The sequence below is a fragment of the Lysobacter sp. GX 14042 genome (genome assembly GCF_021390425.1).
Taxonomy (GTDB): domain Bacteria; phylum Pseudomonadota; class Gammaproteobacteria; order Xanthomonadales; family Xanthomonadaceae; genus Novilysobacter.
This window is the reverse complement of the sequence record NZ_JAJUWY010000003.1, coordinates 189,814-202,206: the sequence shown is the minus strand read 5'-3', so window position 1 is coordinate 202,206 and position 12,393 is coordinate 189,814. Positions and strand designations below refer to the sequence as shown.

Below are 12,393 nucleotides of genomic sequence, written 5' to 3'. Positions count from 1 at the left end.
GCCGGTGGCGGCGGTCGCGCGCAAAAAGGACGCCGCCCTCCGTGACGGCATCTGGACGTCCCGACGGTATGCTGCCCCGATGCGCCCACGCTCCTGTTTCGCCGCCGCCGCGTTGATCCTCGCCTCCGGCGGCGGCCTGGCCCATGCGGCCGAGGTCACCGCCGTCCGCATCCACGGGCTGGACGAGACGATGGAGGACAACGTCCGGGTTTCGCTGTCGCTGGTGCGCACCCAGGGCCGCGAGCTGTCCTGGCGGCGCCTGGGCTACCTGGTGCGGGAGGCCGAGGAGGAGACCCGCGAGGCGCTGGAGCCGTTCGGCTACTACTCCCCGGAGATCCAGGTCAAGCGCACCGCCTCCGGCGACGGCGGCCGCAGCGACCGCTTCGTGGTCGACATCACCGTGGCGCCCGGCGAGCCGGTGCGGGTGCGCCATACCGACATCGCCATCGAGGGCGAGGGCAGCGACGACTACTACCTGCAGCAGGACCTGGCCGCGTTCCTGCCGCGCCAGGGCGACGTCTTCGAGCACCTGCTCTACGAGGCCAGCAAGACCCGCATCAGCCGCCGGCTGGGCGTGCGTGGCTACTTCGATGCCGACTTCATCAGCCGCCGGGTCGAGGTCACCCGCGCCGACCAGGCCGCCGACATCGAGCTGGTCTGGGACAGCGGCACCCGCTACGACATGGGCCCGATCAACTTCGAGCAGACGCCCGAGGCGATCATTCGCCAGTCGCTGCTGGACAAGCTCGTCTACTGGGAACAGGGCAGCTACTACCACCAGGGCAAGCTGGACCGGCTGCGCGACTCGCTGACCCGGCTGGACTACTTCGCCGCCATCGACATCCAGCCCCGGCCGGAGGACGCGGTGGACAACGAGGTCCCGATCGACGTGGTGCTGACCCCGGCCAAGCGCAGCATCTACAGCACCGGCCTGAGCTACGGCACCGATTCCGGCGCCGGCGTGAGGCTGGGACTGGAGCGGCGCTACGTGAATTCCCGCGGCCACAAGGCGCTGGCCCAGCTGGATTACGCCCAGCGGCGCAAGACCCTGACCGCGCAGTACCGCATCCCCGCCTTCGCCTGGGTGGACGGCTGGTACACCTTCAGCGCACAGGCCGCCGACGAGCAGAGCGACTGGCTGGACAACCGCCGGGTCGAGTTCGTCGCCAGCCGCAACGGCCGGATCAACGAACACCTCACCGCAACCGCCTCGCTGCACGCGCTGCGCGAGCGCTGGTCCTACGTGGCCGTCAACGGCGATGGCGGCCCGGAACCGCCGGACTACCGCTACGCCACCTACACCTTTCCCTCGCTGCGCGCCGAGTACGTCGACGCCGACGACCTGGTCTATCCACGCGATGGCCTGGCCGGCACGCTGATGGTCCGCGGCGGCATCGAGGGCGTGGGCACCGATGCCAGCTTCGGCCAGGCCCGGGCGACCGCGAGCTGGTTCCGCGGCGTCGGCGGGGACAACCGGCTGATCGTGCGCGGGGAACTCGGCCATACCTTCACCAACCAGCTGGTGGCGATGCCGCCCAGCCTGCGCTTCTTCGCCGGCGGCGACCGCAGCATCCGCGGCTACGCCTGGCGCGAGGTCGGTCCGCGCCACGAAGGCCCGGACGGCAAGCTCTACGCGCTGGGCGCCAAGAACGTCGCCACCGCCAGCGTGGAGTTCGAGCGCTACTTCACCGAGCAGTGGGGGGCGGCGGTGTTCGTCGACAGCGGCAGCGCCTTCGACAGCACCCCCGACTGGCGCACCGGCGTGGGCGCCGGGGTGCGCTGGCGCTCGCCGGTCGGGCCGGTGCGGCTGGACGTCGCCCACGGGCTGGATGATCCGGACTCTTCGTTCCAGCTCTACCTCAGCGTGGGGGCGGACCTGTAATGGCCCCGGTATTCCGCAAGCCCGGTCCCGGCGAGCCCACGCCCGCGGAGCGCGAAGCGCGGATCGCCGAACTGCGCGCCCGCCGCGAAGGCCGCCTGCGCCGGCTCGCGCTGCGCTCGGTGTTCGCTGCCGGCGCGCTGGTGCTGGTCCTGGTGGTGGTCGGCTACTGGTTGCTGAGCACCGTGGGCGGCCGTGATTTCCTGATGGCACAGATCGTCGCCCGCCTGCCGGCCGACACCACCCTGACCTGGGAGCGGGCGGAAGGCCCGGCGTCGGGCCCGCTGACCCTGTATGACGTGCGCTTCTCGATGCCACGCCAGCGCGATGCCGAGTGCGTGCCGGCGCCGGATACCCCCTGTGACAGCGGCACCCTGGAGTTCTTCGCCCATCGGGTGATGCTCGACCCGGCGCTCGGCCCGCTGCTGGGCAAGCGGCTGCGGCTGGATGCCCTGCAGCTGGAAGGCGCGAGCCTGCTGCTGCCGCATACCGAGGCGCCGTTCCGGCTGCCGCAGTGGCCGGAGGTCCTGCCCGACATCGCCCCGCCGCTGGCCATCCAGGCCGACGACATCCAGGTCGATGACTTCACCGTGCTCAACGAGGATGCCGCGCCTGGCGAACACGTGATCCGGGTGCGCCGGCTCCGCGGCGGGCTGCTGGCCGAGGACGGCCGGCTGGAGCTGACCGGTGTCGTCGCGGACACCGATCGCGGCCGCTTCACCGCCGGGGGCGAGTACGCGCCGGGCAGCAACTACCGCACCGACCTGCTGGCCACCGCGGTGTTCCCGGCCGCCGCCGGGCGCACTCCGGCGCGGCTGGGGCTGGTGGCGCGTGGCGATCTTTCGCGGATGGAGGTCGCGGTGGCCGGCCGCGCCCCCGGCGAGGTGCGCGCGGTCCTGACCCTGCGCGGGGAGCCCGGTGCCGCGACCGCCGGCGGCCCCGGCATGGCCAGCAGCCAGACACCGCAGTGGCAGCTCGATGCCTTCGCCGACGCGCTGGACATCGGCCTGGTGACCGACCCCGGGGCCGCGCCGGCCACCGACCCGCTCGAACTGCGGCTGCAGGCCAACGGCCTGGCCGGCGACGCCCGGCTGCGTGGCGAGCTGCGCCAGGGCGATTTCCAGGTCCGCCTGCTGCCCTCGCGCGTGCACCTGGCCGAGCAGGTGATCGACGTCGACCCGCTGGAACTGGAACTGCTGGGCGGCACCGTGCGGGTGACCGGCAGTGGCGACTTCAGCGAACCGGGCGCCGGGCGCTTCCGTGCCGGCGTCGCCGCCCGCGGCCTGGAATGGGGCGGCGCGGAACAGGCCCCGCCGGTGCGCGGCTCCGGCGAGTTCGGGATTTCCGGGGTGATGGACGACTGGGCGGTCACCGGCGAGGCGCGGCTGGACCGTGGCGAGCAGCAGGCCACCGTGCGGCTGGACGGCCGCGGCGACAAACAGCAGGTGCAGCTGCCCGCGCTCGAAGTCGAGATGCCCGGCGGCGCCCTGCGGGGCGCCGGCCAGGTGGCCTGGGCCCCCACGCTGGGCTGGGACATCCAGGGCGAGCTGCAGGGCTTCGACCCGGGCTACTTCGCACCCGGCTGGGACGGGGCGGTCAACGGCCGGCTCGCCACCAGCGGCCACACCCGCGACGACGGTGGGCTGGAAGCGGAGGCGACGCTGGACCGGATCGGCGGCAAGCTGCGCGGGCGGGCGCTCGACGGCGAGGCCCGCTTCGCCATGCACGGCACCGCGACCGGGGAGACCGCCAGCCGGTTCGAGGGCGAGGCGGCCCTGTCGATTGGCAGCTCGCGGATCGACGCGCGCGGCAGCCTGGCCGAGGCGATCGAAGCCGACATCGACCTGCGGCCCTTGCACCTGTCCGACTTGCTGCCCGGCGCCGGTGGCACGCTGCAGGGCCGGGTGCAGCTCGATGGCGCGCTGCCGCTGCCCGGCATCGAGGCCGACCTGGACGGCAGCGGGGTTGCGTGGGAAGGCTACAGCGCGGATTCGCTGCGCCTGGACGGCAGGCTGCCCCCGGCCGGCCGCGCCGGCACCCTGCAGGTGAGCGCAAGCGGCGTGAATGCCGGGATCGCCCTGGAGCGGGTCGACCTGACCGCCACCGGCACCCTGCAGGACATGCAGCTGCAGGGCAGCGCCGGCAGTGCGCTCGGACGGCTGGCCCTGACCGGGCGGATCGGCCAGGGCGGTCCGGGGTGGCAGGGGCAGCTGGCGAGCCTGCAGCTGGACCCGGCCCGCGGCGCCGGTTGGACGCTGCAGCAGCCGGCCGGCTTCGCCTTCGGTGGCGGCGACCTGCGGCTCGACGGTGCCTGCCTGGCCTCCTCGGCGGGCGGCAGCGTATGCGCGAGTGCCGACTGGCCGCGCGATGGCCTGCAGCTGGACGGCAACGGCCTGCCGCTGTCGCTGGCGTCGGCCTGGCTGCCCGAGCAGGAATCCGGCCGCCCCTGGGTGCTGGACGGTGAAATCGACATCGATGCCCTGCTGCGGCCACAGGGCGGCGGCTGGGCCGGGCACGTGCGGGTCGACTCCGCCGCTGGCGGGCTGCGCGGCAGCGAGCGGGCGCGCAGCAACCTGTTCGGCTACCGCAACCTGCGCCTGGACGCAGAGCTGCGCCCGCAGGGGATCGACGCGACGCTTGCCGCCGACCTCAACGAGCAGGGCAGGCTGGATGCCACCGTGGTCACCGGTTGGGACGCGTACTCTCCACTCAATGGCCGGCTCGGCCTGGAAATCCACGAGTTGACCTGGCTGGAGCTGTTCTCGCCCGACATCGTCGAGCCGGAGGGCCAGCTGGTCGGCCAGGTGGAACTGGGCGGTACCCGCGACGCCCCGACGGTGGGCGGCCAGGCCCGGCTCAGCGGCTTCCGCACCGAGATTCCCGCGCTGGCGATCCGCGTCGAGGACGGCAACGTGCAACTGGACGCGCTGCCCGACGGCAACGCCCGCATTGCCGGCGGCCTGCGCACGACTCCGGCCGCCGGCGGCGACGGCGGCGGGGTGCTGCGGGTCGAGGGCAGCCTGGGCTGGCGCGGCCAGGAAACCCCGCTCGAGCTGGCGATCACCGGCGAGGACGTGCTGGTGGCCAACACCGCCGACCTGCACGCCACCGCCAGCCCCGACCTGCAGGTGCGCTACCGCGCCGGCGAGCCGCTGCGGCTGACCGGCTCGGTGACCGTGCCCGAGGCCGACATCAACCTGGAAGGCCTGGACAGCGGCGTCTCGCCGTCCGACGACGTGGTGGTGCTCGATCCTGTCGACCCGGAGGATGCCGGCGGCCCGGCCACCCCGCTGCAGATGAATCTGCTGGTGCGGGTGGGCGAGGACGTGAACCTGACCGGCTTCGGCCTGGCGGCCCAGCTCGGTGGGCAGCTGCGGATCCTGTCCCAGCCCGGCCGCGAGATGACCGCGTCCGGGCACCTGGACGTGAGTGGCCGCTACCGCGCCTACGGCCAGGACCTGACGGTGCGCCAGGGCCGGCTGAGCTGGTCCGCCGATCCGATCGCCGACCCGGTGGTCAACCTGTCCGCCGAGCGGGTGGTCGGCGAAGTCACCGCCGGGGTCAGGGTCACCGGCCGGGTCAGCAGCCTGGAAGCCGAGGTCTGGGCCAATCCGGCGGCCTCGCAGTCCGAGGCCCTGGCCTACCTCACCCTGGGCCGCCCGCTGTCGAGCCTGTCCGGCGCCGAGCGCGGCGAACTCAATGCCGCCAGCGCGGCCCTGACCGCCGGCAGCGGCCTGCTGGCCTCGCGCGTGGGCGAGCAGATCGGCCTGGACGACGCGGGCCTGATGCAGAGCCGCGCCCTGGGCGGCAGCGTGCTGGGCGTGGGCAAGTACCTGTCGCCCAAGCTGTACGTCAGCTACGGCGTATCACTGCTGGGAACCGGGCAGGTGCTGACGCTGAAGTACCTGCTGGAACGCGGCTTCGACATCGAGATCGAGTCGAGCACGGTGGAGAACCGCGGTTCGGTGAACTGGCGGAGGGAGCGCTGACCTGCGGCCGTCAACGGGCGGGGGCTGGCTCCAGGCCAGCCTCGGCCAGGTCGACCTCGCGCACAAGCCGCGAGTGCAGTTCGTCATCGATCACCCGGGCGCGGCGCAGCCGGTAGAGTTCGTCGCGTTCGGCGCGCAGGCCGATGGCCCGCAGCTTGCGTCCGGCGTGCAACCGCCGCCGGGCGGCCGCGGCATCCTCGCCACCGTGGTCGCCGTACTCCAGCCGCCGGCGGTACAGCTCGAGCACCTGGACCCCGGCTTCCGAGTACGCCGCCTGGCTGTCGTCTTCCCGGCCGGCCTGGCTGGCGAGTGCCTGCTCTATCCGCTGGATCGCCGCCTCGGTGGCGGCAATGCGCGCCGCGGCCTCGGCGTCGGCCCGGCCCGGGTCCGGCAGGTCGTGGTCGAGTCCGCGGGCCAGCCATGGCAGGACGACACTCGTGACCAGCAGCGATGTCAGGATGACCCCCATGGCCAGCACCACCGCCAGCTCCCGCGCCGGGAACGCGCGGCCGTCGTCGAGTACCAGCGGCAGGGTCAGGATGCCGGCCAGGGTGATCGCCCCGCGCACCCCCGCTGCCGCCATCACCGCGATCAACCGGCTCTGTGGCATCCGGGCCTGTGTGCCTTGGAGCGTGCGGCGCAGCACGGTCATCCTCAGCGCGGCCCAGACCCAGGCAAACCTCAGCAACCCCAGCGCCAGGGTGATCACCAGGACGTAGCCGGCCAGGTCCCAGTTGCTGACACTCGTTCCCGCTTCGCTGGCGGCTCGCGGAAGTTCGAGTACCAGGCGCGGGAGCTGTTCGCCCAGCAGTACGAAGATGGTCCCGTTGAGCGCCAGCTGCACCGTGTCCCAGACTGCGGTGCGCTGCATCCGCGTCGCCGCCCGTGGCCGCCCGGCCAGCTCGCTGTAGTGCATCGCGATCCCGGCCACCGCGGCGGCCAGGATGCCCGACACGTGCATGGATTCGGCAACCAGGTACGCCGCGAACGGGACCAGCAGACTGAGCAGGATCTGGATGCCCGGCTCCTCGCCCGTACGCTGTACCAGGCGGTGGTTGAGCCATCCGGTCAGCCAGGTCACCAGCAGCCCGGCAAGCAAGCCGCCGCCGGCCACCAGCAGGAAGCTGAGCGAGGCCCTGCCCAGCGAGAACGTTCCGGTCATTACCGCGCCTACGGCAAAGCTGAAACAGACCAGCCCGGTGGCATCGTTGAGTAGCGACTCGCCTTCCAGCACGTGGGTCAGCCGCGAGGGCAACGGCGTGCCGGCGGTCATCGCGCCCAGCGCGACCGGGTCGGTGGGCGACAGGATCGCCGCCAGGGCGAACGCCACCGCCAGCGGCACTCCCGGCACCAGCCAGCCGATGAACCAGCCCATTCCGACCACGGTGAACACCACCAGCCCGATCGCCAGGGCGAGGATCGGCTTCCAGTCACGGAACAGCGCCCCCTTCGGGATCCGCCAGCCATCGAGGAACAGCAGCGGCGGGATGAACAGCAACAGGAACAGGTGGGGCTCAAAGCGCACATCGAAGCCGATCGTCGCCAGCCCGGCACCAAGCGCAATCTGCAGCAATGGCAGCGGCACCGCGAACGGCAACAGCCGGGCAAGGAAGTGGCTGGCGATGACCGCCAGCAGGAACACCAGAATGACCGTGACGACCGCCATGGCCCGGTACCGGCGTCCGCGGCGGGCGCTGGACGCCTGCCGGTCAGCCCGTGGGCCCGCCCATCGCCGGCAGGATCGCGCCGTTGACGTAGCTCGAGCACACCGGCGAGGCCAGGAACACATACGCCGGTGACATCTCCTCGGGCTGGCCCGGGCGTCCCATGTCGCTGTCCTTGCCGAAGTCCGGGATCTTGTCGGCCGGGCGGTCGGCGGGGTTGAGCGGGGTCCAGATCGGGCCGGGGGCCACGCAGTTCACCCGGATGCCCTTGCCCAGCAGCTGCGAGGCCAGTGACTTGGTGAAGGCGTGGATCCCGCCCTTGGTGATCGAGTAGTCCAGCAGTTGCGCGCTGCCGAACAGCGCCACCTCCGAGCCGGTGTTGATGATGCTGGCACCCTCGCCCATGTGCGGGACCGCCGCGCGCGCCATGCGGAAATAGCCACCAAGGTTGGTGCGCAGGGTCTGGTCGAACTGCTTGTCGGTGATGTCGCCGATTGACTGGGCGTGCTGCTGGAACGCGGCGTTGTTGACCAGCACGTCCAGGCGGCCGAAGGCCTTCAGGGTCTGCCGGACCGCCTTCTCGCAGAACTTCGTGTCGCCGACATCCCCGGCCATCACCAGGCAGCGTGCGCCTTCGGCTTCCACGGCCTGGCGGGTGGCTTCGGCGTCCTCGTCCTCGTCCAGGTGCAGCACCGCCACGTCGCAGCCTTCCCGGGCGAACAGCACCGCAACCGAGCGGCCGATGCCGGAGTCGGCGCCAGTGACGATCGCGGCCATGCCTTCGAGCTTGCCGCTGCCCCTGTAGTCCGGCGCCATGTAGCGCGGGGCCAGTTCCAGTTCGTGCTCGTTGCCGGGCTTGTCCAGGTGCTGGGCCGGCATCGGGTTGCGCGGCTGCTTGCGCGTGCCGGTCTTCGCCGGGGCCTTTTTCGCCTTCTTCTCCGGCTTGGCATCGATGGCGTCCTGGACCTCGCGCTGCTGCTGCGCGACCTGTCCGGCCTGGCGCGCAAGCTGCTGCCTGGACTTGCCTTCGACCGGCTTGCCGCCAGACGCGGCGGTCTTCTTCGCGGTCGCCTTCTTGGCGGTCTTGCTGGTGGCCATTGGCTCGCTCCTGGTGGGGGCCACCGAGCAAAGCAGAGCGCGCGTTGGGCAGGCGTGTAGGCCGTGGCCCGGGTAAGCGCAGTGCACCCGGGAACGTCCATGGACGCCCGCGCGCTCGGGCACGACGGCGGAACTCAGGCCACCCGGCTGCGCCGCGCCCGCTCCAGGTGCACCAGCAGCAGGGAGATCGCCGCCGGCGTGATGCCGGGGATCCGCCTTGCCTGTCCGATCGTCAGCGGCCGCAGCTGCCCCAGCTTGGCGGTCACTTCGGCCGAAAGCCCGCGCACGCCGGCGTAGTCGAAGCCCTCGGGGATCGCGGTTTCCTCATGCCGCCTGGCGCGCTCGATCTCCCCGCGCTGGCGTTCCAGGTAGCCGGCGTACTTGACGTCGATCTCGACCTGCTCGGCCACGGCCGGATCGTCCACCCCGGGCGCCAGCGAAGGCACCGCCACCAGGCGCGCGTAGTCCAGTTCCGGCCGGCGCAGCAGGTCGCGGGCACTGGTTTCACGGCTGAGCTCGACACCCAGGGTGTCGGCGATCTCACGCCCCAGCGCGTTGCCGGGCGAGGCCCATGCGCCGGCCAGGCGTGCCGACTCGCGCCCGATCGCCTCGCGCTTGGCCTCGAAGGCGCTCCAGCGCGCGTCGTCCACCAGGCCGAACCCGCGTCCCACCGGCGTCAGCCGCAGGTCGGCGTTGTCCTCGCGCAACTGCAGCCGGTACTCGGCGCGGCTGGTGAACATGCGGTAGGGCTCGCTGGTGCCGTGGGTGACCAGGTCATCGACCAGCACGCCCAGGTAGGCCTGGTCGCGGCGCGGGTACCAGCCATCCAGCCCGTGCGCATGGCGGGCGGCGTTGAGCCCGGCAAGCAGCCCCTGCGCGGCGGCCTCCTCGTAGCCGGTGGTGCCGTTGACCTGGCCGGCGAAGAACAGTCCGCCGACCGCGCGGGTCTCCAGGGTGTGCCGGAGCCCGCGCGGGTCGAAGAAGTCGTACTCGATCGCGTAGCCCGGCCGGGTGACATGCGCGTTTTCGAAGCCGCGGATGCTGCGCACCAGTTCGGTCTGGACCTCGAACGGCAGCGAGGTGGAAATGCCGTTGGGATAGATCTCGGTGACATCCAGGCCTTCGGGTTCGACGAACACCTGGTGGCTGGCCTTCTCGGCGAAGCGCACCACCTTGTCCTCGATGGAGGGGCAGTAACGCGGGCCGATGCCCTCGATCTGGCCGGTGTACAGCGGGCTGCGGTCGAGCGCGCCACGGATGATGTCGTGGGTGCGCTCGCTGGTGTGGGCGATCCAGCAGTCGACCTGGGATGGCTGGTCGGCATGGCTGCCCATGAAGGAGAACACCGGGCGCGGGTCGTCGCCGGGCTGGCGCTCGAGCACGCCGTAATCGATCGTCCGGCCGTCGATCCGCGGCGGGGTACCGGTCTTGAGCCGGTCCACGGTGAACGGCCCTTCGCGCAGCTTCTGCGCCAGGGTGTTCGCCGGCGGCTCGCCGGCCCGGCCGGCGGCATGCGTGGCTTGGCCGACATGGACCTTGCCGGCCAGGAAAGTGCCCGCGGTCAGCACCACGGCCGGAGCCTGGAAACGCAGCCCGGTCTGGGTCAGCACGCCGGTCACTCGGCCACGATCGAAGCAGATGTCGTCCACCCCGGCCTGGAACACGCTCAGCCCCGGCTGGCGCTCGACCGCGCGGCGGATGAAGGCCCGGTAGAGGTTGCGGTCGGCCTGGCAGCGCGTGGCACGCACCGCCGGACCCTTGCTGGCGTTCAGCCGGCGCCACTGGATCCCGGCGGCATCGGCCGCCCGCGCCATCACCCCGCCCAGTGCATCGATCTCACGCACCAGGTGACCCTTGCCGATCCCGCCGATCGCCGGGTTGCAGCTCATCGCCCCGATGGTCTCGATGGCATGGGTCAGCAGCAGGGTGCGTGCACCGCCGCGGGCGGCGGCCAGCGCGGCCTCGGTGCCGGCATGGCCGCCACCGACCACGATCACGTCGTAGCGGAAGAAGTCGTTCATCAGCTTGTCGATTCTACGCGGGGCTACCGGCGCGGGCATGGGACCCGCTTGGCCACGTGGCGTTGGCATGGTTCATGCGACGTTTATTCCTGCACCTTGCGGGGCAGGCGCGCGACGCCGGTCGGAATTGGAACAGGGGCTGACCACGTGCCCGCAAGGGAAGCCAGGGGCCGGATGTCGGGGGACGTCCGGCCCCATTTTTATGCGCCGGGACAATCCCGGAAACGACAAGCCCCGCACCAGGCGGGGCTTGTCGTTTGTAGGCGCCGGCGCCTGACGAGGCCGGAACAGGGGGGATCCGTGATTCCTCGTCGGGCGCCGACATTGAAGCTGCAACCGGATTACGTCGCATTTGGACGCATCTTGTCAACACCCTGCCCCAATGACGTCGCCCGGAGCGGCCGAAACGTGACGGGGTCGCCTACTCGACGCGCCGCGACTCGCCGCCGGCCTTGCGGATCGCTTGGCCCATCCGCGAGCCGCGGTCGTTGCCGCCACGGTTCACCGGCGGACGCGGCGCCGGGCTGGCCGGCCGCTGCACGGCCGGGCGCGGCGCGGTCGACAGGGGGCGACGCTCGACGGTCGGGGTACGGTCCTGGCGCAGCCGGTCGAGGTCACGCCACGGGGCGCGGTCGCGGCCCTGGTCGGGGCGGCCGTGGCCGTGGCCGTTGTCCGGGCGCGGATGCACCACGATCGGCGGGCGGTAACCCGGATAACCGTAGTAGTAGCCGGGATGGCGGTACGGGGAGTACCAGCTGCTGTAGCCGCGGTAGGGCCAGTAGCCATAGCCCCCACTGCCGTAACGGAAATCGCCGTAGTAGCGGTAGTCGGTCGTGGGATGACCGTAGTAGTAGTCACCACGCGGCGCGCTACGGTAGCCGTAGCCGGTGCTGACGCAGCCGCCCAGCAGCACGATCGCCAGGGCGGGAAGCAGGAGTTTGCGGACCATGTGGGTATCTCCGGGGTCGGTCGGGAGTGCGCGACTCCCCACGTCAACGTCGCGGGATTCCCGGCGTTGACGCCACCGCCGGTGCGACAGGTAAAGCATTCAGCATCGCCGCGGCCATCCGTGGCACCGCTCAGGGGCCGGAGGCGACCAGTTGCAGGCGGTCCAGGCCCTCGTCCATCAGCAGGCGGGCGACCGCCACGCGTTCGGAGCGCGGCCGGTCCGCCATGACCTCGAGCAGTGTACCGACCGAGCGGCAGCGGGCGGGATGGTGATCGCCCTGCAGGCCCGCCATGAAACCGTCCTGCATCAGCGCCGCCCGAACCCCGGCCTGCTTCAGTGCCTGCCGCGCGGCCCCTTCGTCATACACCTGGGGCGGCGCCTGGAGAGCGGCGACCAGCAGGTTCGCCACTGCGCCGGCGAGCCGCTCCCGGCTCCGCGGCGGCAGACGTGCGGCGGCCTCGTTCAGGCCTGCCAGGCTGCGGTCCGCGTCCGGATCGAGGAGCCGGCAGACCGCCTCGGCCTCGTCGGGCTCACGGGCGCTGGCGGTGATCGCCTGCAACAGCTCGTCGACGGCCCCGGCCGGCGCCCGACGGACGATCTCGCGCCCGTCGCCGACCAGTACCGAGGGATCGAAGCTCCAGCCCGACGTGCCATCGGCGGCCGGGCCCGCGGGCTGCGCGAAAGCGGCGGCAGGCGCCAGCGACACGATCGCGGCGGACAGCAGGAGCGAGGCTGGGATCGTGCGCATCCGGACGGAGAACTGCAGAAGGGGGTGGCACCGTGGACTGTAGTG

At 72.0% G+C, this 12,393-nt stretch carries 7 protein-coding genes; 2 read left to right on the top strand and 5 right to left on the bottom strand.

The window, feature by feature from the left end:
* Positions 1 to 79: 79 nt before the first annotated feature.
* A complete protein-coding gene (locus LY625_RS07150; protein WP_233738979.1) occupies positions 80 to 1,882 on the top strand; it encodes an outer membrane protein assembly factor in 1,803 nt (600 codons plus the stop codon).
* Positions 1,882 to 5,868, top strand: a complete 3,987-nt coding sequence (locus LY625_RS07145) for a translocation/assembly module TamB domain-containing protein (protein ID WP_233738972.1) — start codon at positions 1,882 to 1,884, stop codon at positions 5,866 to 5,868. Before LY625_RS07150 ends, LY625_RS07145 begins: the two co-directional genes overlap by 1 nt.
* 10 nt (positions 5,869 to 5,878) lie before the next feature.
* Here the strand turns inward: LY625_RS07145 and LY625_RS07140 are convergent, their stop codons facing one another.
* From LY625_RS07140 to LY625_RS07120, 5 genes are all read right to left on the bottom strand, one after another.
* Entirely contained in the window at positions 5,879 to 7,534 is a 1,656-nt protein-coding gene (locus LY625_RS07140; RefSeq protein WP_233738962.1) for a Na+/H+ antiporter, read from the bottom strand.
* Positions 7,535 to 7,577: 43 nt separating this feature from the next.
* Entirely contained in the window at positions 7,578 to 8,654 is a 1,077-nt protein-coding gene (locus LY625_RS07135; RefSeq protein ID WP_233738960.1) for an SDR family oxidoreductase, read from the bottom strand.
* Positions 8,655 to 8,764: 110 nt separating this feature from the next.
* Complete coding sequence (gene mnmG / locus LY625_RS07130) at positions 8,765 to 10,654, bottom strand: tRNA uridine-5-carboxymethylaminomethyl(34) synthesis enzyme MnmG (protein WP_233739086.1); 1,890 nt, start codon at positions 10,652 to 10,654, stop codon at positions 8,765 to 8,767.
* Positions 10,655 to 11,072: 418 nt separating this feature from the next.
* Positions 11,073 to 11,600: a hypothetical protein gene (locus LY625_RS07125; RefSeq protein ID WP_233738958.1), complete on the bottom strand. Its 528-nt coding sequence runs from the start codon at positions 11,598 to 11,600 to the stop codon at positions 11,073 to 11,075.
* Positions 11,601 to 11,730: 130 nt separating this feature from the next.
* On the bottom strand, positions 11,731 to 12,348 hold the full coding sequence (locus tag LY625_RS07120) for a hypothetical protein (protein ID WP_233738956.1): 618 nt from the start codon (positions 12,346 to 12,348) through the stop codon (positions 11,731 to 11,733).
* Between the last annotated feature and the right edge of the window lie 45 nt (positions 12,349 to 12,393).